This window comes from Bradyrhizobium sp. CCGUVB4N (assembly GCF_024199945.1).
Classification (GTDB): Bacteria; Pseudomonadota; Alphaproteobacteria; order Rhizobiales; family Xanthobacteraceae; genus Bradyrhizobium.
In genome coordinates this window covers 2,233,958-2,252,699 of the sequence record NZ_JANADP010000001.1, presented here as the reverse complement: position 1 = coordinate 2,252,699, position 18,742 = coordinate 2,233,958, and the positions used below count along the sequence as shown (strand labels likewise).

Sequence of the window (18,742 nt, the reverse complement as noted above, 5' to 3'; positions counted from 1 at the left end):
GCAGACGTTTGGGGCGCGCGGACGGCAGTCGCGCGGGGAGGCAGCTACCATGGTCGACGTCACCGCGGGACAGGGCGTAGGCAGCGCCAAGCCGGGCCTCCCCTCCCTCAACGAAATCGTCACTATCCTCAAGCGCGGCGACATCGCGCTGGCGCTCGGCATCCTCACCATCCTGGTGGTGCTGATCCTGCCGCTGCCGGCGATCGTGCTGGACCTGTTCCTGGCGATCTCGATCACGCTCTCGATCCTGATCCTGATGACGTCGCTGTTCATCCAGACGCCGCTGGAATTCTCGGCATTTCCGACCGTCCTGCTGATCTCGACCATGCTGCGGCTGTCGCTCAACATGGCCTCGACCCGCCTGATCCTGTCGCACGGGCACGAGGGCACGGATGCCGCCGGTCACGTCATCGAAGCCTTCGGCAGCTTCGTGATGGGCGGCAATTTCGTCATCGGCATCATCGTCTTCGCCATCCTGATCATCGTCAATTTCGTCGTCATCACCAAGGGTTCGGGCCGTATCGCCGAAGTCGCCGCCCGCTTCCACCTCGACGCCATGCCCGGCAAGCAGATGGCGATCGACGCCGATCTCTCCGCCGGCCTGATCGACGAGAAGGTCGCCAAGCAGCGGCGCAAGGAGCTGGAGGACGAGAGCGGCTTCTTCGGCGCCATGGACGGCGCCTCGAAATTCGTCCGCGGCGACGCCATCGCCGGCCTCCTGATCGTCTTCATCAACGTGGTCGGCGGCATGATCATCGGCGTGGCGCAGCAGGGTCTGTCCTTCGCCGACGCCGGCCGCAGCTACACGCTGCTGACCGTCGGTGACGGCCTCGTCACCCAGGTGCCGGCGCTGATCGTCTCGACCGCGGCGGGCCTGCTCGTCTCCAAGGCCGGCGTCTCCGGCGCCGCCGACAAGGCGCTGATGAAGCAGTTTTCCGGCTATCCGCAGGCGCTCGCGATGTCCTCGGCGGTCATGCTGGTGCTGGCGGCGCTGCCGGGCATTCCGACCATTCCGTTCCTCGCACTCGGCGCCGGTGCCGGCGCGCTCGCCTGGAACGCCCGCAACCACAAGCGCACGAGCATCAAGGCCGAGGAAGCCGCCAAGGCCGCGCCCGCTGCCGGGCAGCCCGGAGCCGCGGGCGCCGCCGCAGCCGAGGAGCCGATCTCCGCCGCGCTGAAGATCGACGACCTCAAGATCGAGCTCGGCTATGCCCTGCTGCCGCTCGTCAATGGCCCCGACGGCACCGACCGCCTCACCGAGCAGATCAAGGCGCTGCGCCGCTCGCTCGCGATCGAGATGGGCTTTGTCATGCCGGCGGTGCGCATTCTCGACAACGTGCAGCTCGAGGCCAACACCTACATCATCAAGATCAAGGAGGTCGACGCCGGCACCGGCAAGATCTGGCCGAACCAGTTCATGGTCATGGACCCCGGCGGCAGCCAGGTGCAGGTGCCCGGCATCCACACCACCGAGCCGACCTTCGGCCTGCCCGCGACCTGGGTCGATGCCAGCCTCAAGGAAGAGGCCTCGCTCAAGGGCTACACCGTCGTCGACGCCGCGACCGTGCTCTCGACCCACCTCACCGAGCTGCTCAAGGCCAACATGTCGGACCTGCTCTCCTATGGCGAGGTGCAGAAGCTGCTCAAGGAGCTGCCGAAGGAGCAGAGCGAACTGGTCAAGGACATCGTGCCCGCACAGGTTACCGTCTCCGGCATCCAGCGCGTGCTGCAGCTGCTGCTCGCCGAGCGTATCTCGATCCGCGACCTCTCGACCATCCTCGAAGGCATCGCCGACTCGCTCGCCTTCTCGCGCAATCCCGCGACCATGGTCGAGCATGTCCGCGCTCGCCTGGCGCGTCAGATCTGCGCGCAGAATACGTCCTACAACGGCTATCTGCCCCTGATCGCACTGTCTGCGCGGTGGGAGCAGGCCTTTGCCGAGTCCATCGTGGGTCAGGGCGAAGAGCGCAGCCTCGCGATGCAACCCTCGAAACTGTCAGAGTTCATGACCGGTGTGCGCGAGGCCTTCGAGCGCGCCGCCCGCGAAGGCGAGGCGCCGGTGCTGGTGACATCTGCGGCAATTCGTCCCTTCGTCCGCTCCCTGGTCGAACGGTTCCGGGCCCAGACGACCGTGCTGTCGCAGGCCGAAATACACCCCCGCGCGAGGCTGAAAACGGTCGGAAGCATCTGATTTGCCTTAAGAAGCCGTGTGTTTTTCAGCCACAGGCAAATGGTTTTTGAGTTCCTGGCGCCTTGTCGACCAAAGGCCGATAAGGCGCCCTCCAGGCACATTACAGCTTTGAAATAACTACGAAATCGAACGATCGAGCCTCGTTCTTGATCGCGATCGTTCACGTCGTGTCACGCTCTTGTGATCGCCCCTTGGGAACGAATCCCCCCAATACTAGGTTGTTGGGCACCGGAAGCATGAACCTGCCTAACAAAGGTGGCGACTACTTCGGGTAGATGGCGGCAGGAGCCTTCCATGAACCACTCGATTTACAGCGCAGATCGCTCGACCCACCTGAAGATCGTGGTCGTGGCCCTCGTTGCAGGGATCGCGGTGGCAGGCTTCGGCATTACGGCACGCACCGGTTCGGACGACGGCCTGACGCAGACCGCCCGCGTCATCAAGGCCGGCAAGCCGGTCGTGATCACCAGCTCGAACGCATCGCTCGTTCGCTAAGGAGATATGAGTTTCAGGAATTCACGCGGCTCTTTACCAGCCCCCCAAAGTCGCCACGTGGATATGTAGACGACCCCAACCCCAAGTCGACTACAGAAAGCGCCCGCCCCCCACGGGCGCTTTCTCATGTCTGGGGTAGCGCAATGACGGATCGGTAGATCGGTAGGATGGGTAGAGCGCAGCGAAACCCATCGAGGCCCCCTCCGAGCCGACGCGTGATGGGTTTCGCTACGCTCTACCCATCCTACTCCCTTCACAAACACACCTTCGCGCCCTCGCGGCTTGTCTCGCCCGAGCTTTGCTTCGTCGCCTCACCCTCCATTGAAAGAGGGCGCAGGGAAGACCGGGTGCCGGCTGGCACCCGCGGTCCACTGTGCGAGGTTGCAGATGAAGAATCTGCACAGTGGCATACAGGTGAAGCCTGAACATCCGGCCTTCCCTGCGCAGTGGTTTGACGGCTTATGTCGTGATCTCCCCGGGGAGCGATGCACTATTGCCCCCGTCGCCCTGCAGATGACTGATGCGCGTGTCCGGTTGGACAGCGTGCATCACCACAAGACTTGGCGCACAGGCTCCGGGCGCCAGGACCACACGATTTTGCCGTACGCCGATCACACCGGTCGTGTGCGCGAGGCCTTCGCTCACGGTTGCCCGCCCTGCAAAGCGCTTCGCGCCGATGTGAGCCACGCCCACCGCCGCCCGGCCCGCGTTCGTGACGATCGCGATACGCCCCTCTTCCTTGGGCCGGGTTGCGCGACACATACGCCGTTTCCGAATTTCGGTAAAGTGGAATATTTTCGACGACCAGGATTGACCGAGGGCTTGGATGTTTTGCCCGTCGGGCAACGCAAGGGCTTGTCGATGAGCCCACGATGCCTTGACAGCGACTGGCTTTGCTCGGCTAGGTTCAGAACCTGATGAAGCGGAGCACGCGATGGAGCAGCGCTTTACTTTCGATCAGATTGCGGGAGCATACAGGGCCTCACGTCCCGATTATCCCGAAGCTCTCGTCGACGACGTGGTTTCGTACGCCGCCATGAAGCCTGGAGATCCCGTTCTCGAAGTCGGATGCGGCACGGGGCAGGCAACAAAGAGCTTCGCGACGCGCGATCTGCAGATCGTTGCAATCGACCCTGGGCCCGAAATGGTACGCACTGCGCGCGAGAGCCTCGCCGGTTTTGACAATGTCGAACTGGTCGAGGCGACGTTCGAGGCGTGGTCACAGGACAAGGCACCGTTCCGGCTCATCGTCGCGGCGCAGTCGTGGCACTGGGTCGCTCCAGAATTGCGATTCGTGAAAGCGGCGAAGTTGCTTTCACCTGACGGATCATTGGCCGTCTTTGGACATGTTCCGACAGGACTGCCCGCTTCATTGCTCGAACGGTTCAAGGACATATACCTGCGTCATACGGGCCGCTGGGGACCGCCACCGGAGGCCTGGTACCTGCCCAGCGGTCCATTCAAAGGCTGGTTCGACGAGTCGGGATTGTTCGGAGCGGTGGAGCACCGCTGCTATCCCTGGAAGTGGCAGCACACGACATCAAGCTACGCAAATTTCCTGGGTACGCGCTCGGAGTTTCGAATGCTCACGCCAACTATACGCGAAGAGCTGCGCAATGACATTTCCAAGGCGATCGACCGTCACGGCGGAGAATTCGAGGTGGACTACGAAACCCACCTCTACATGGCCCGCCGCATCGGCCTCGGTGAGTAGCTCTGGATTGGCTCGAATGGAATCTTGGCTTCGTTTAGGTTCCGCTGCACAATTCAGGACTTCCGTGAGCGCAGGATATGAGGGCAAATGCAACTTCTCACCGAGCATATAGCTGCATTTTCCAACTCGCCGCTGGCTGCGCTGACTGAAAAGACGCCCTGGGCGCTGACCACAAACTCCGTCTCGGCAGTTCGACGTCTTTTGAACGGGATCAGCGAAGAGTTTTGCATGTCGGATGACGTCGCAATCCATCGAACAACGACGGTGGAAGCCGGCGCGCTGGTCAAAGGGCCGGCGATAATCGGACCAAGGTGCTTCATCGCCGCCGGCTCGCTCATCCGTGGCGGGTGCTGGTTGGAGGAAAATTGCATCATTGGCCCGGGCAGCGAACTTAAATCCTCTTTCTTGTTTGCCGGATCGAAGTTGGCACATTTCAATTTTGTCGGAGACAGCGTCGTCGGGGCGAGAGTGAATCTCGAGGCCGGCTCCATCGTCGCCAATTTCCGAAATGAGCTTGCCGATCCAAGGATTCGAATCTTGCATTCATGGGAGATCGTCGACACCGGCGTCGACAAGTTTGGCGCACTGATCGGTGATGACTGCAAGTTCGGCGCAAACGCCGTTGTCGCTCCCGGAGCAATCTTTGAAAGGGGAACAATCATTGCACGGTTGACTTCGGTGGATCAGCGACCGAGCTGATCGTCACAGCGGCGCACCGTCACTTCTGAAATTGGCGCATAGCGCCGGTTCGCTGTGACGCGGGATTTGGTCCGCTGTCGGGACATAGCGGAGTTCATAAGCTGGCCGTCCAGCTCAACTCCGCCGCGCTCCATAAGTCGGCGGCGGCGCCTGCACCGTTGGCGCGGCGGCAGCGAACAGTTCGTCCTTGCGCCCCGAGAGCGGGGGATAGATGCGTTTGCAGTTGATGGTCTGCTTGGTCGCCTTGGCAGCCTGGCCGGTCGTGCGCACCTCGCGGTCCCACCCCTCTGTGTAGAGCGCGCCCCAATCGCCGAGATCGAGCACGGTGACGTACCAGTCGATCCTCAGCGGCAGCAGCGGTTGGCCGACGAGATCGGCCACTACATTGTGGCCGGCGAAGCGGCCCATGGGACGGGCGAACTGGCAAGACATCACGGTCGGATGCAAGCCATCGACCACGCTCGAGGCGACGTCGCCGGCGGCGAAGACGCCCGGCAGATCCGTGACCCGCATGAAGGGATCGACCAGAAGGCGCCCGAGGCGATCGCGCGCGCCCGCAAAGTTTTCGGCGAGCCGGCTCGCGCGCATGCCGGCGCACCAGATCACGGTCTGCGTTGCGATGAACTCGCCTGAGCTCAAATGAACGCCGGCAGCTTCGACCGACGCGACGCGCACGCCGAGCCGCGTCTCGACCTCGAGCGACGATAAAGCGGTCTCGATGACGGGGCGCGCGTGGTCGCCGATCGTGGCGCCGACCGCGGGATTGGGATCGACCAGGATGATGCGGCGACTCCCGGTGATACCGGCGCGCACCAGCCGGTCTGGCATTTCGGCGGCAACCTCGATGCCGGTGAAGCCAGCGCCGACCACCACGATCGTCGACCGACCCGGCGACGGCGCACTGCGTCCGAGCGAGGTGAGATGATCCTCGAGGCGAAGCGCCGCGGCATAGGTGTCGACGTCGAACGCATGCTCGGCGAGGCCCGGAATATCCGGCCGCATCACCTCGCTGCCGAGCGCCAGCACGAGGCGATCGTAACTCAGCGTCTGCTCGCCGCTGCTCGTCACCAGCGCGATCTGGCGCCGCGCCGGATCGACCGCCTCGACTTCGCCGAGACCGTGCGTGACGCCGATCGGATCAAGCAGTTGCGGAAGCGGCAGCGCAACCTCGCTGAGGTCGACCTCGTAATTGCGCACGCGGATGTTGTGATAGGGATTGCGGTCGATAACGTGGATCTCGATGTCGCGGCCGGCCGCACCCATCTCGTCGCGCATGCGCGCGGCTCCGATGGCCGCCCACAGGCCTGCAAATCCGGCGCCGAGCACGACGATACGCGCCATGTCCGTTGACTTCGCTGTTCGAGACCATCCGGCGATCTGTGCCGCTGGACAGATATAGCTCAATCATCCGGATCGACCAACTGCGGCAGCAGTCGGCCGCTGCCCAAAATCGGGCCTCAGGCCTCGCGCAGCTCCGAGGGCGTCGCGCCAAAACGCTTGCGGAAGGCGCGATTGAAATAGGACAGATCCGAGAAGCCCGAGGAATGCGCGATGTCGCTGATCTTGCGCGCCCGCGCGCGGGGATCGCCGAGCAGTTTTCGCGCCAGGAGCAGGCGCTGCTCCAGCACGAACTCGGTAAAGGTGGTGCCGGCCTGCTCGAACAGCCGCTGCGCCTGGCGCGGGCTGAGCCCCGAGCGGGTCGCGACCTCGGACAGGCAGAGATCGTTGCGGCCGAGCGCGGCCATCACGTCGGCGCGCATGAGATCGAGACGGGCCGCCGCATGGCCGCGACCGCGCGCGAGCGCCGCGTGCTCGGCGTCGGTGCCGAGCAGGAGGCCGACGAGATCGACCATGTGCTGCGCGGTCAGGCGCTGGCCGACGGCGTCGAGATGCGGCGCGTGGTGAGCGGCAAGCGCGTGATAACGGAAGATGGTCTCGGCGACCACCCCGTCCGACAGCACCTGGGACAGCTTCTCCTCGGCGCGCGGATTGATGTCCAGCAGCGCGCGGCGCGGCATGCGGATGGTGGTGAAGCGGTTCTCGTCGGTGTGACCGACGCTGCCGGTGATGGCCATGTCGGCAAGCACCATCTGCGCCGGCGCGAGCTCGACCGTATGGCCGTTCTGCCGGACGCTGACGAGGCCGGCATGCGCGGCGATCAGCACGAGATCGTCACTGCCGTCGGCGAGACCGCTCTGCGTGCGCGAATATTGCGCGGAGGAGCCTTCGGGAATGGCGAGCGCGATATTGTCGACCACGCTGATCTGCAACCGGCAGTCGATGCTGTCGCCCTGGCTCGGTCCGATCTCGAGGCCACAGGCCCCCAAGGCCCTGTCGCGCCAATGTTCGAACGCCGGCCCCTGCGGCAGGCCTGCATATTGGTGAATAAAGACGCCCGGCGGCTTGGCTGCATCCATCTGGTTTCTAGCCCCTCTCCGGCACCATGATCGGCTGTGCCGACTGCAAATTCCGGGCATTTGACGCCGGGACATGCATGGAGGTTCAAATCACAGGTGGATTCAGCAAGACTTGTCGGATTGCGACGGAGAAACGGACCGTCGCGACAATTATGCGCCGTTGGGGCGGCTACTTCTTCGCCGGAACCTGGGGCTGGGACGGCGGCACGGTCTCGATCAGCTTGCCGGAAAACACCGGCGCCGAGGTCGGCTGGCCGTTGGGCGAGCCGCCCGACTGCTCGACCGTGACTGCATAGGTTGCGCCGTTGACGACATCGGCATCGTAACCGGCGAGCACCGGGCGCGCCGTGAAGTCGCCGTTACTGATCACGCCCAGCGAACGCGGGCGCGGCAACCTGTCGGAGATCAGCCAGAGCTCAAAGCTCTTGCCCGGCTCCGGCGTCGCACCGACCTTGCGCACCGTGAAGTTCTTGGTCGCCCCGTCGATGGTGAGGATGAAAGCGGGGCCGCCGCTCTGGCCCTGCAGCAGCGCGACATATTGCGCGGGCGAAGACAGCGGCGCGGCCGGTGCCTTGAGCTCGACCGTCTGGATGCGCGGTGCGGGCCGCAGCGGGCCGGGCAGCGCATCGGGCAGGAAGATCTGGAGCGACAGCGTCACCAGCAAGGCGGCCGCGAGCGCGCCCACGGCGGAGGCGATCGTGCGCCAGCGCTTCACGCGGCGCTCGAGATAGATCACGTTGCTGCCGTCGACGACCGGCGCCGGCGTCGCGGGCGTCACGCTCGGATCGGGCGCATGGGTCTGCGGCACGAACTGCGGCGGGAAAATCGGAACGGCATCGGAGTTGGAATCGGGCAACGCCTGCGGCGGCACGTCCAGCGACGAAGGTTCTGGCGATGGCGTCTCTGGCGTGGAAGACTCTGGCGCCGAAGACTCTGTCGTTGAAGCCTCGAGCGATAAAGGCGCCGGCGAATAGAACTCCGGCAGTGGTGGCGGCGGCGGCGCCTCCGACGGCACCGGCGGCGCTTCGGGCGAATCCTGCGACGATAGCGTCTGCGCGATCGCGCGCTGGATGTTCTCCCACACGATCGGCCGCGGCTCGATCGTGCCGACCATCTGATTGAGGACGCCGAGCCGGAATTCCCAGGCCTGCACGACCGCGGCGAACTCCTGGTCCACCGCCATCATGGTCGCGACCTGCGCGCGCTCGTCGGCCTCGAGTGTGCCGAGCGCATATTCCGCGGCGAGCGCGATATGGTCCTCGCTGTAGGCCATCAGTTGCAGTCCGAAACCATCCTCGTCGTCGACGCGCTCATAATCCGAGACACTCCCGGATATCCAGCATGCTGCGCCGCAGCCACGTCTTCACCGTGTTGACGGGTGCTGCGAATTTCTCCGCCAATTGCTCGCGGCTCCAGCCGTTGTAATAGGCGAGAAGCACGAGCCGCTGACGGTCCGGCTCGAGGCGACCGATGCATTCCAGCAGCCGCTTCAACTCCTCGGACATCTCCCGGCGCGCCAGCGGATCGGGACTGTCGGCGGCGACGTCCATCGCCTGCGGCTCCTCCTCGATGGAGGCCTCCGTCTTCTTGCGAACGATATCGATGGCGCGGTTACGCGCGATCGACGCCATCCACGTGATCGGCGATGACAGCGTCGGATTGAACTGGCCGGCGCTGTTCCAGATCTTGACGTAGGTCTCCTGAATGACCTCCTCTGCGAGATCCTGTCGGCGCAAGATACGGAGGACGACGCCATAGAGTTTCGCGCGCGTGGCGGCGTAGAGGCGCTCGAACGCGGCCTGGTCGCGCTTCGACACCGCCTCGATCAGCCCGACCAGCTCTGCTGGCGTCAGCATTCAGCCCCCCAAAGCTCAGGCCCCGTCGCATCCGCGCAGACCCCGGCACTCCGCTACCATAGCGCGCGGTCAAGCCCGTCACCAAGAGGCGGCGCGCCGCGCTGTGGACAGCGCACGCAAAAACCCGGACCTTGCGGGTCCGGGCTCGCAAATTCTCTAGCGATTTTGACCGCTGGCGGCCGTCAGGCGATGGCGCCGATGCGGGAACGCATCAGGCCGATGCTGTCGAGATCGGCCTGCTCGCGGGCATTTTCCTCGGCGCGCTCGCGGGCCTGGTCGCGCTCGTCCAGGAGCTCGACCTTCTTCAGCTCCTCGAAAGCCTCCCCGAGCGCGGCCTTGGCCTCCTCAAGCTGGCCCCTCAGCTCGTCGGCCGAGCGGGTCAGGTTCTCACGGCGCTGGATGGCGGCCTTGGCATAGGTCGGATAGGCGAAATGCGCGGGGTCGTTGATCCCGGCACGGTCCTGCTCGGTCTGGATCTCGCGATCCAGATCGGTCGACATCCGCTGGAAGTCGGCGATCATGGACTCGATCTGGGCGACCCGGCGGCGCTTCTCGTCGACCTGAAACTTCTTCAGGCGAATGAGGGTATCACGTGACTTCATCGACTCGTACTCCCCAGAAGTCCCTTAGCTGCAAGACATACACACACATTGGGACGGCACCGGTCTCCCCACTGGCCCGATTGGGGCCAAGACCGGCTCTGCTACTCTGTGGGATCGGATGATGACGGGACAAAGTTAGCGTTCCGTTTCCAAATTGCCGAGGATTTGCGCCAACTGCCGGTAACCATCGGCCAGCGAGGCATTTTCGTCCTTGCGCTGCCGCAGGAAGGCCTCCAGCGGCTCGTGCAGGCGGATCGCCTCGTCAACCTCGGGGCTGGAGCCGGCCCGGTAGGCGCCGAGCCGGATCAGCTCCTCCATATCGGCGTAGGTCGCCATCACCGCCCGCGCCTTCTGGATGGTCGGCCAGAATTGCGGATCGGCCGATTTCGGCATGGTGCGCGACACCGATTTGAGGATGTTGATGGCCGGGTAGCGGCCGCGCTCCGCGATCGAGCGCTGCATCACGATGTGCCCGTCGAGGATGCCGCGGACGGCGTCGGCGATCGGCTCGTTGTGATCGTCGCCGTCGACCAGCACGGTGAAGATCGCGGTGATGGCGCCCTCGCCCAGCCCCGGTCCGGCGCGCTCCAGGAGTTTCGGCAGCTCGGTGAAGACCGTCGGCGTGTAGCCCTTGGCGGTCGGCGGCTCGCCGGCGGACAGGCCGATCTCGCGCTGGGCCATGGCGAAACGCGTCACCGAATCCATCAGGCAGAGGACGTCCTGGCCCTCGTCGCGAAAATATTCGGCGACCGCGAGCGTCAGATACGCGGCCTGCCGCCGCATCAGGGCCGGCTCGTCGGAGGTCGCGACCACCACGACCGAGCGCGCCAGGCCCTCCTCGCCGAGGTCGTCCTGCAAGAACTCCTGCACCTCGCGGCCGCGTTCGCCGATCAGCCCGATGACGCTGACAGCGGCATCGACGTTGCGCGCGAGCATCGAGAGCAGCACGGATTTGCCGACGCCGGAGCCTGCGAAGATGCCCATGCGCTGGCCGCGGCAGCAGGTGAGGAAGGTGTTCATCGCGCGCACGCCGAGATCGAGCGGGCTGCCGACGCGCTTGCGCGAATGCGCCGGCGGCGGCGAATTGCGGTACGGCATCGGCGAAGCGCCCTGCGGCAAGGGTCCCTTGCCGTCGATCGGTTCGCCCAGCGCATTGACGACGCGGCCGAGCCAGGCCGACGACGGACGGACCTGATTGGCGGCATTGGCGATGACCGCCTTGCAGCCGCGACGCACACCGTCGAGGCCGGCGAACGGCATCACGACAGCGTTGTTGCCGGAGAAGCCGATCACCTCGCAGGGGATCGAACGGTTGGCGCCGGTCTCGATGACCAGCCGTGCACCGACCGACATCGCATGGATCGGGCCGGCAACCTCGACCATCAGACCGCGTACGCCGACCACGCGGCCATAGATATTGACGCCGTCGATGTCGCCGATCTGTTCAGCCAACGCCTTCATATGAGGGCCTTCATAAGGGGACGCGCCTGCATGATCGGGGCCTTCATGGCGAAACCCTTAAATTTCGCCATATTTCTGAACGGCGCTTAACTTCGTGTTTACCCGCATCGTTAATCATTGCGTCACTGTCTTTGTGACTGAGCGTGGCTCCCCTTCAGAAGAAGGCTGAGTCGCGGGAGTCGGTTAGGCCCGTCTCTTAAAGTGGAACTTGAACGGAGCCGGATAACGAAAGCTGCTTCAACGCAAGACCTTAGGGCGATTCGAGAAAAATTGCACCGGGGGGACTTGCGTTCCAGAATCAGGATTTGTTAACCATCTGTTGTCAGGATCCGAATCAGTTGTTCAAAGGCGTTTTGTTGAGTGCCGCGAATGCGGCCGACCTGACGCCCAGGAGCGGCGACTATGGGGAACTGGCATGCGCGTTTTGCTGATTGAAGATGACAGCGCCGTCGCGCAGTCGATCGAGCTGATGCTGAAGTCTGAGAGCTTCAATGTCTACACGACCGACTTGGGGGAAGAAGGCGTCGATCTCGGTAAATTATACGATTACGACATTATCCTTCTCGACCTCAACCTGCCCGACATGTCCGGCTACGACGTGCTCAAGCAGCTTCGGGTCTCCAAGATCAAGACACCGATCCTGATCCTCTCCGGCCTCGCCGGCATCGAGGATAAGGTCAAGGGTCTCGGCGTCGGCGCCGACGACTACATGACCAAGCCCTTCCACAAGGACGAGCTGGTTGCCCGCATCCACGCGATCGTGCGCCGCTCCAAGGGTCACGCCCAGTCGGTCATCCAGACCGGCGACCTCGTCGTCAACCTCGACACCAAGACGGTCGAAGTCGGCGGCCAGCGCGTGCACCTGACCGGTAAGGAATACCAGATGCTGGAGCTGCTCTCGCTCCGCAAGGGTACGACCCTCACCAAGGAAATGTTCCTCAACCACCTCTATGGCGGCATGGACGAGCCCGAGCTGAAGATCATCGACGTCTTCATCTGCAAGCTCCGCAAGAAGCTCGCCAACGCTTCCGAGGGACGCAACTTCATCGAGACCGTGTGGGGCCGCGGCTATGTGCTGCGCGAGCCGCACGAGCACGAAGAGCGCATCCCGGCCTGATCCGTTTACGTCGCGAGCCCCCGTCGGGCTCGCTCCTCCCAGCCTGGACCCCGCCGCAAATGGCGGGGTTTTGTTTTTTGGGGCCTCGTCAGGCGCCCGCGAACGCGGGGCTTGCGAGAGGCGCGCTCCTGACCGGGACGCGCGCAGCCGTCTCGCGCAGCCAGGCGATCAGCGCGTAGCCGATGATGAATCCGAACGCGAAGGTCGGGAGCACGAAGGACCAGAAGAACGTCCAGCCCGAGACGTTGTCGACGACCTCCATGACCGGCATCGGGCTGACCTGGTGGATGGCCAGCAGCACCCACAGCAGCACCGTCATGCCGCCGCCGAAGACGAGGCCATCGCGCAACCGCCGTGTCTTGCGCGACCGCCTGCCCCAGGTCGAATCCTGCACCAGCAGGGCCGCCATCGCCGCGATCCCCCAGGGGAAGATCAAAATCGGCAGCTCGCGCAAGACCACGTCGAGATAGGGCTTCTGCGGAAACTGGTAGAAGTCGAACGCGGCCTGAATCGGGAACAGGATCAGCGCGCTCCAGAGACCGATCGTGAGAATGAATCCGATCGGCAGCCGGCCGAAGATGGTCTCGTTCGCAAACGCGTATTGCCGCTTGAAATAATAGACCAGCCAGAAGTTCACGATCAGGTACAGCGGCGTCATCAGCAGCGTCCGCATCATGCCGACATACTGGTCTCCAGGCTGGTGGACGATCCTGCCGGACCCCAGCAGCCACGCCAGACACCAGATGAAGGCGAAGCCCGCCGCGACCGCCACGAACTTCACGATGCCGGGCGGGGCCGGCTGCAGCGTGAAGCCGATCGCCCCCAACCTTTTCCTGCTGCGGCCGAGCGTCCATTCGCCGGCGAGCGCGGCGCGCGCGGCGAACAGCAGGAGATTGTTGAGCAGGGAATCCATGTCCTTGCGCAGATCCTCCAGCATGCACCCCGCCGCGGTCTGGGCGGCCAGCTGAAGCTGGCTGACCGCGCTATGGCGGGTCGAGAGCTGGTCGAGCGCCTGCCAGTCGTTCGGCTCGACCAGGCTGTCCTCCATGATCGCACCGTAGATCTCGGCGCTGCTCTTGAGCACGCGGACGGTGCGGAAGCAGAGCGCATCGTAGACCGCGAGCAGCTCGGCATAGAGATCGGAATTGCGCTCCATGAAGGCATCATGGTCCGCGGCCCAGCGCTCGAGATGGAGCATGAGCGCCGAGATCTTGAGGAAGCGCGACTGGATCGCGGTCGATTGCGTGGCGCGGAAATCGTCGACCTGATAGCCGACCCTGGACAGCTTGCGCTGCAGGCTCGGCATGTCGTCCGGACCGACCTGGAACGGTGCCGCGGCCAGTGCATCGCGCAGCGCGAGCGCGCTGACGGGAATGCCGGCCAGCTCCTGGCAGAATTTCCGCCAAGCCTTCGGCGCGACGGGAATGAGCCACGCGAACATCAGCAGCCAGACCGCGGCAAGCGGCGACAGCTTGTCGGGAAGTAAAGCGTAGATCACCAGGAACGGCGTGATGAAGACGGCGAGTCCGAACAGGAACAGCGGCCGCGTCGTGAAGGAGCGGGTCCCCTTCATGGTGTGAAACCTGAACCAGTAGAACAGCACGACCAGAAGCGGTCCACCGAAGGACTCGAAGATCGCGTTCAGGGGTTCTACGACAGAAGCAAGCGGCACGATGAACTCCTATTGCTAGGGTTCGCTGTTGAAAGGCGCGCCCGACGCCGCGGCATCCGGCGGTGGCGTGGGAGTCAGGCAGCCTCGGCGATCATCTTGGCCTTCTGGACCAGGAGATCGATATTGTCGGGAGCCAGCGCGATCGCGCTGTCCATATCGTTCTGGGCCTTCGCCACGTCCTTGATCTGGGCGTAGGCATTGGCCCGGGACACCAGATATTTCGGCTCGTTCTCGTTGGTTGAGATCGCCGTTCCGAAAGCCTTGATCGCCTCCTCGACATAGCCGCGCTTGTCGTCGGTGCCGGCGGCCGTCATGCTGACGATGCCCTTGATCCAGTAGAACTCCGCGTTCTTCGGCTTGAGCTTGATGGCTTCGGTGATGTCGCTGAGCGCATTCTCGTAGAGGCCGACCGTCACGTTGAAATTGGCGCGGCGCACGAAATATTCGGGCTTCGCCGGATCGAGCTTCAGCATGTAGGCGAAGCTCGCAGCGGCCTTCGGGATCTGCTTCTGCTTGTGCTGCAGCGTGCCGAGATCGAAATAGACCCTTGCGAGCCGAACCGAGAGCTCGCTGTCATCCGCGAGCAGGCTGTGCAGCTCCTGTCCGCGCCGGGTCAGGTCCTCCAGCGCCTCGACCGTCGTCGGGGCAATGAGCAACGCCTCCATGAATTCATCGCGGCGCTGTTGCAGCATTTCCTTCGAGGGGCGCGCCGCCTCGGGCGGAGGCACGGGCGGCTGCTGCGCTTCGACGTCGAAGATCCTTCCGTCCGGCGAGCGCATGTAGAGAACCGGAATGCCCCATTCGACCCGGGACTTCTCCTGGATGAATTTGCGCGCAAGCGTCACCGCATCGTCGATCGGACGGTTGCCGGCAAGTGCCGCGTAGAATCCTTCCGACATCGAGATCGCGGCATTGTCGGTGATCGGAAACTGCATCGCCACCACGGCGGGCAGCCAGCCCGTCTTCATCAATCCGATCGCTGGATTGCCGAAGCGGTCGCCGACATTGACCCTGGCGCTCTCGCAGCAATTGAGCACGATGAGGCGCAGGCTGCGCCGTGCGCCCGTCAGCATCATCGCCAGGTCGGAGGCGAACTTCTTCACCGGCTTGCCATCCTCGTCGACCATGACGACGAAGCCGCTCGCGCCGGAGCCGGGCAAGGCTTCCTCGACGCCGCCATGCCCGATGAAATGGAAGATGTGCCACTCGCCTTCCAGCAGCTTCTTCATCAGGTCTTTGCCGGTCCCTCCGGGGACCCACTGAAAATCGACCTTGCCCTCGTGCTGAAGCGCATCGATGCCCTTGTTGATGCGATCACGCTCCCTGACGACGTTGAGCTTCGGCCATTCGCTGGTCGAGGGATCGGCGATCATGCCGAGGATGCGCAACGGTCCCTTGACGCCCATCCGGCCGACACCGCCCGCCGTCTCGAGATAGCGCACGATGGGGCGCGTGAGGCTGACGAAGCCGGGCATGTCGTCTTCGTCGTAGAGATATTCCCAGGGCAGCCCGGCGAGATCGGCCGCTTCGATGCGCAGCTTGATCCTCAGATCCTGCGCTGCGCCCTTGCTGCGCTCGTAGATGCGCTGGATCGACGGCACGTCGGTGAAGACGCTGCGAAACACCCCGCGGCCGAAATCCCGCAGCACCTGCTCGCCGCGCGTGGTCGGTCCCTGGCGATTCTTCTCGTCGATCTCGAGGACGGCGTTTTCCAGCTCGCCGCGCAGCTTGGCCAGTTCACCGGGCGCGGAGAACCAGAACTTCACCTGGCTCTTCGGCGCTTCGCCCGCCGGCGACCTGACGACGCGACCGTAATATTGCTGAGGACCGCCACCCACGGGCAGATCGGAGCCGATCTCGAGCTCGAAATCTTCGTATTCGGCAACAGGCATTTTGAGCCTCACTCAACACGATTTTGATCAGAACGAAGAAGCCCTCGAATGTGCGTGGCCGATCGCAACCAGGACGACCGTGAAATCAATGCGCTAGACTATCACACACAACCTCGAGACGCATTTGTGAAGCATGTCTCATGCGACCCGATATTTTGTGCAGTGCCGGGCGTATCGCGGGGGCGACTTGTTTCTGGGGATCGAACCTGTTCGACCGATGCGGCGACTAAGCCGTCGTGCCAGAATTCGCGGCGCCAACGGTGGACCCTCCCCCCATGATCCTGCAATCGCTCGCCGGCCTGCCTGCCTTCCTGGTCTATTTCTGCACCGGACTAATCGCGATAGTGGCATATCTCCTCGTCTACACGCGGATCACGCCGCACAACGAGTTCCAGCTCATTCGCGACAACGATCCGGCGGCTGCGATTGCGCTCGGCCTCAGCCTGCTCGGCTTCGTGGCGCCGCTGTTCAGCGCGATCGCGCACTCGGCCAACGTGCTGGACTGCCTGATCTGGGCTTTCATCGCCCTGATCGTGCAGGTCGCCGTGTTCTACATCGTGAAGATCCCGGTGCCGAACCTGTCGGGGCGGATTGCCGCCGGCGAGCTGGCGCCGGCAATCTGGCTCGGCCTGTCCTCGCTCGCAGCCGGCCTCCTGAACGCCGCCTGCATGATCTACTGACATGACAACGAAGCCTCCCACCAAGGATTTCGGCAAGCGCCGGCCGCGCCTTCCGGCGGACTTGCCGCTACCGCAGCGGGAGCCGGTGAAGCGCTCGGGCCATGTCGCGCTGCTGGTGATGGGCACGATCGCGCTTGGCACCACCGCCTTCGTGATGATGCCACGGCGGAACTGCGAGCCTTCGCCTCCCGCAGTCCCCGGGGCCACAGTCCCCGGGGCGACAGTCCCCGGGGCGGCCACACCGGCCCAGACGACAAACTGCAGCAGCAGCTCGTCAGGCGGCAGCTCGCACTGGTCTTCGCGTTCGGGTTTCTACAGCAGCGACTCCTCGAGCCATTCCTCGTCAGGCACGTCGTCGGATTCCGGCTCCGGTGGCGTCACGCGCGGCGGCTTCGGCTCGTTTGCGCATGGCTTCTCAGGCGGCGGCTGAGACGCGGATTTGTGAATTCAACGCCGCGCACCGCTCTGCTTAGGTGATGCCGCGGAAGGAAGCGATATGAAGCGTTCGCGAAGAGTCGTGCTCACCTTGATGGGCACTGCTGCGGTCGGTGCGGTCTCGATGGGATTCGTGAAGCGCGAGCGGTCCTGCGGGTCCGGGCTCGAAGCCGTGCCCGGCATCGACGGCGAGCCGTATTGCCGGCCGAGCTATGGCGGCTTCGGCAGCACGCTGCATCACATGCACGGTGGCCATTCGGGTCAAGGTCATGCCGGCCAAGGTCATGGCGGTCATGGCCATGGCGGTCACGGCGGCGGCTGACATATGCAGCGGATCACTTGCCCCGAGCGCGACGACTGGCAACGGACCGCCGAGCAATGCGGCTTCGCCTTCCACACCATCGATGGCGAGCGCTATTGGGACGAGCGCGCCTATTATGCGTTCTCGCTCGACGAGATCGAGCGCTCGATCGAGACCCCGACCGGCGAGATCGATGCGATGTGCCTGGAGCTCGCCGGTCGCGTGATCGGCGACGAACGCCATTTGCGACGGCTCAAGATCCCGGACGCGTTTTGGGACCTGATCGCGGATAGCTGGGAGCGGGACGACCGCAGCCTCTACGGCCGGCTCGACCTGAAATTCGACGGCAACGGTCCGGCAAAACTGCTCGAATACAATGCGGACACGCCGACCTCGATCTTCGAGGCCGCGGTGTTTCAATGGACCTGGCTCGAGCAGGCGATCGAGCGACGCATCATCCCTTCGCGAGCCGATCAGTTCAACTCGATCCACGAGCGGCTCATCGAGGCCTGGAAAGCGATCGGCGCGGGCGGCCATCTGCATCTGACCGGCACGACCGGCAACGAAGAGGACGCGGGCACGCTCGCCTATCTCGAAGACACGGCGCGCCAGGCGGGCCTCTCGACCACGCTGCTCGACATCGAGGAGATCGGCTGGCGCGACGAGGCCGGCGGCTTCGTCGATCTCGACGACCGCGACATGGAGCTTGTCTTCAAGCTCTACCCCTGGGAATGGATGTTCCACGACGCCTTCGGTGCAAAGCTCGCCGGCGCTCCGACGCGCTGGATCGAGCCGCCATGGAAGGCGGTACTCTCCAACAAGGGCATCCTGCCGCTGCTCTGGGAGATGTTTCCGAACCATCCCAATCTGCTGCCGGCGTTCTTCGAGGACGATCCGCGCGCAGCCGAGCTTGGCAGCTCCTACGTCCGCAAGCCGCTGCTGTCGCGCGAAGGCGCCAATGTCACGCTGGTGTCGGGCGGAATGTCACTCGATGAGCACGCCGGTCCCTACGGCGCCGAAGGCTTCGTGCGCCAGGCACTCGCACCGCTGCCGAACTTTTCAGGCGTCTATCCGGTGGTTGGAAGCTGGCTGGTCAACCACGAGCCGTGCGGGCTGTCGATCCGCGAGGACGAGAGCCCGATCACGGGCAACAGCTCGCGGTTTCTGCCGCACGCGATTTTGTGAGGTTTCTCTTTCCCCTCTCCCCCTG

17 protein-coding genes are annotated in these 18,742 nt (G+C 64.2%); 9 read left to right on the top strand and 8 right to left on the bottom strand.

What is annotated here, in order from left to right:
• Positions 1-49 precede the first annotated feature (49 nt).
• The 4 genes from flhA to NLM31_RS10100 all read left to right on the top strand — a co-directional run bounded on the left by flhA (position 50) and on the right by NLM31_RS10100 (position 5,099).
• Positions 50-2,191 carry a flagellar biosynthesis protein FlhA gene (gene flhA, locus NLM31_RS10115; RefSeq protein ID WP_254129017.1) on the top strand — a complete coding sequence of 714 codons (2,142 nt, stop codon included), beginning with the start codon at positions 50-52 and terminating at the stop codon, positions 2,189-2,191.
• Positions 2,192-2,485: 294 nt separating this feature from the next.
• The gene (locus NLM31_RS10110; RefSeq protein ID WP_027532768.1) at positions 2,486-2,686 is read left to right on the top strand and encodes a hypothetical protein; all 201 of its coding nucleotides are present in this window, start codon (positions 2,486-2,488) and stop codon (positions 2,684-2,686) included.
• Positions 2,687-3,620: 934 nt separating this feature from the next.
• Positions 3,621-4,400: a class I SAM-dependent methyltransferase gene (locus tag NLM31_RS10105; RefSeq protein ID WP_254129016.1), complete on the top strand. Its 780-nt coding sequence runs from the start codon at positions 3,621-3,623 to the stop codon at positions 4,398-4,400.
• A gap of 87 nt (positions 4,401-4,487) precedes the next feature.
• On the top strand, positions 4,488-5,099 hold the full coding sequence (locus tag NLM31_RS10100) for an LpxA family transferase (protein WP_254129015.1): 612 nt from the start codon (positions 4,488-4,490) through the stop codon (positions 5,097-5,099).
• A 114-nt stretch (positions 5,100-5,213) separates the two neighbouring features.
• On the opposite strand, the gene NLM31_RS10095 is transcribed toward NLM31_RS10100, so the two are convergent.
• From NLM31_RS10095 to fliI, 6 genes are all read right to left on the bottom strand, one after another.
• The gene (locus tag NLM31_RS10095; protein WP_254129014.1) at positions 5,214-6,440 is read right to left on the bottom strand and encodes an NAD(P)/FAD-dependent oxidoreductase; all 1,227 of its coding nucleotides are present in this window, start codon (positions 6,438-6,440) and stop codon (positions 5,214-5,216) included.
• A gap of 116 nt (positions 6,441-6,556) precedes the next feature.
• Positions 6,557-7,516 carry an AraC family transcriptional regulator gene (locus tag NLM31_RS10090; RefSeq protein WP_254129013.1) on the bottom strand — a complete coding sequence of 320 codons (960 nt, stop codon included), beginning with the start codon at positions 7,514-7,516 and terminating at the stop codon, positions 6,557-6,559.
• A 169-nt stretch (positions 7,517-7,685) separates the two neighbouring features.
• Complete coding sequence (locus tag NLM31_RS10085; protein ID WP_254129012.1) at positions 7,686-8,789, bottom strand: anti-sigma factor domain-containing protein; 1,104 nt, start codon at positions 8,787-8,789, stop codon at positions 7,686-7,688.
• Positions 8,790-8,826: 37 nt separating this feature from the next.
• The gene (locus NLM31_RS10080; RefSeq protein WP_254129011.1) at positions 8,827-9,372 is read right to left on the bottom strand and encodes a sigma-70 family RNA polymerase sigma factor; all 546 of its coding nucleotides are present in this window, start codon (positions 9,370-9,372) and stop codon (positions 8,827-8,829) included.
• 182 nt (positions 9,373-9,554) lie between these two features.
• On the bottom strand, positions 9,555-9,974 hold the full coding sequence (fliJ, locus tag NLM31_RS10075) for a flagellar export protein FliJ (RefSeq protein WP_254129010.1): 420 nt from the start codon (positions 9,972-9,974) through the stop codon (positions 9,555-9,557).
• 135 nt (positions 9,975-10,109) lie between these two features.
• The gene (fliI, locus tag NLM31_RS10070) at positions 10,110-11,435 is read right to left on the bottom strand and encodes a flagellar protein export ATPase FliI (protein WP_254129009.1); all 1,326 of its coding nucleotides are present in this window, start codon (positions 11,433-11,435) and stop codon (positions 10,110-10,112) included.
• Between the two features lie 415 nt (positions 11,436-11,850).
• Here fliI and ctrA point away from each other — a divergent pair, with 415 nt between their 5' ends.
• Positions 11,851-12,552, top strand: a complete 702-nt coding sequence (gene ctrA / locus NLM31_RS10065; RefSeq protein ID WP_008138878.1) for a response regulator transcription factor CtrA — start codon at positions 11,851-11,853, stop codon at positions 12,550-12,552.
• Positions 12,553-12,640: 88 nt separating this feature from the next.
• Here ctrA and NLM31_RS10060 read toward each other — a convergent pair whose 3' ends face one another.
• Positions 12,641-14,224, bottom strand: a complete 1,584-nt coding sequence (locus tag NLM31_RS10060; protein WP_254129008.1) for a hypothetical protein — start codon at positions 14,222-14,224, stop codon at positions 12,641-12,643.
• 74 nt (positions 14,225-14,298) lie between these two features.
• Positions 14,299-16,116 carry a CHAT domain-containing protein gene (locus NLM31_RS10055; protein WP_254129007.1) on the bottom strand — a complete coding sequence of 606 codons (1,818 nt, stop codon included), beginning with the start codon at positions 16,114-16,116 and terminating at the stop codon, positions 14,299-14,301.
• Between the two features lie 275 nt (positions 16,117-16,391).
• On the opposite strand from NLM31_RS10055, the gene NLM31_RS10050 reads away from it, so the two are divergent.
• The 4 genes from NLM31_RS10050 to NLM31_RS10035 all read left to right on the top strand — a co-directional run bounded on the left by NLM31_RS10050 (position 16,392) and on the right by NLM31_RS10035 (position 18,717).
• Positions 16,392-16,796: a DUF350 domain-containing protein gene (locus NLM31_RS10050; RefSeq protein ID WP_254129006.1), complete on the top strand. Its 405-nt coding sequence runs from the start codon at positions 16,392-16,394 to the stop codon at positions 16,794-16,796.
• A 1-nt stretch (position 16,797) separates the two neighbouring features.
• Complete coding sequence (locus NLM31_RS10045; protein WP_254129005.1) at positions 16,798-17,226, top strand: hypothetical protein; 429 nt, start codon at positions 16,798-16,800, stop codon at positions 17,224-17,226.
• A gap of 66 nt (positions 17,227-17,292) precedes the next feature.
• On the top strand, positions 17,293-17,553 hold the full coding sequence (locus NLM31_RS10040; RefSeq protein WP_254129004.1) for a hypothetical protein: 261 nt from the start codon (positions 17,293-17,295) through the stop codon (positions 17,551-17,553).
• Between the two features lie 3 nt (positions 17,554-17,556).
• Entirely contained in the window at positions 17,557-18,717 is a 1,161-nt protein-coding gene (locus NLM31_RS10035; protein ID WP_254129003.1) for a glutathionylspermidine synthase family protein, read from the top strand.
• The last annotated feature ends 25 nt before the right edge of the window (positions 18,718-18,742 follow it).

What these genes read in the sequence shown, in the direction of transcription:
- NLM31_RS10040 (WP_254129004.1), top strand. Translation starts at nt 17,293, where the DNA reads ATGAAGCGTTCGCGAAGAGTCGTGCTCACCTTGATGGGCACTGCTGCG.
- NLM31_RS10110 (WP_027532768.1), top strand. Translation starts at nt 2,486, where the DNA reads ATGAACCACTCGATTTACAGCGCAGATCGCTCGACCCACCTGAAGATC.
- fliI (WP_254129009.1), bottom strand. Translation starts at nt 11,435, where the DNA reads ATGAAGGCGTTGGCTGAACAGATCGGCGACATCGACGGCGTCAATATC.
- flhA (WP_254129017.1), top strand. Translation starts at nt 50, where the DNA reads ATGGTCGACGTCACCGCGGGACAGGGCGTAGGCAGCGCCAAGCCGGGC.
- NLM31_RS10100 (WP_254129015.1), top strand. Translation starts at nt 4,488, where the DNA reads ATGCAACTTCTCACCGAGCATATAGCTGCATTTTCCAACTCGCCGCTG.
- NLM31_RS10080 (WP_254129011.1), bottom strand. Translation starts at nt 9,372, where the DNA reads ATGCTGACGCCAGCAGAGCTGGTCGGGCTGATCGAGGCGGTGTCGAAG.
- NLM31_RS10045 (WP_254129005.1), top strand. Translation starts at nt 16,798, where the DNA reads ATGACAACGAAGCCTCCCACCAAGGATTTCGGCAAGCGCCGGCCGCGC.
- NLM31_RS10055 (WP_254129007.1), bottom strand. Translation starts at nt 16,116, where the DNA reads ATGCCTGTTGCCGAATACGAAGATTTCGAGCTCGAGATCGGCTCCGAT.
- NLM31_RS10050 (WP_254129006.1), top strand. Translation starts at nt 16,392, where the DNA reads ATGATCCTGCAATCGCTCGCCGGCCTGCCTGCCTTCCTGGTCTATTTC.
- ctrA (WP_008138878.1), top strand. Translation starts at nt 11,851, where the DNA reads ATGCGCGTTTTGCTGATTGAAGATGACAGCGCCGTCGCGCAGTCGATC.
- fliJ (WP_254129010.1), bottom strand. Translation starts at nt 9,974, where the DNA reads ATGAAGTCACGTGATACCCTCATTCGCCTGAAGAAGTTTCAGGTCGAC.
- NLM31_RS10090 (WP_254129013.1), bottom strand. Translation starts at nt 7,516, where the DNA reads ATGGATGCAGCCAAGCCGCCGGGCGTCTTTATTCACCAATATGCAGGC.
- NLM31_RS10105 (WP_254129016.1), top strand. Translation starts at nt 3,621, where the DNA reads ATGGAGCAGCGCTTTACTTTCGATCAGATTGCGGGAGCATACAGGGCC.
- NLM31_RS10035 (WP_254129003.1), top strand. Translation starts at nt 17,557, where the DNA reads ATGCAGCGGATCACTTGCCCCGAGCGCGACGACTGGCAACGGACCGCC.
- NLM31_RS10085 (WP_254129012.1), bottom strand. Translation starts at nt 8,789, where the DNA reads ATGGCCTACAGCGAGGACCATATCGCGCTCGCCGCGGAATATGCGCTC.
- NLM31_RS10095 (WP_254129014.1), bottom strand. Translation starts at nt 6,440, where the DNA reads ATGGCGCGTATCGTCGTGCTCGGCGCCGGATTTGCAGGCCTGTGGGCG.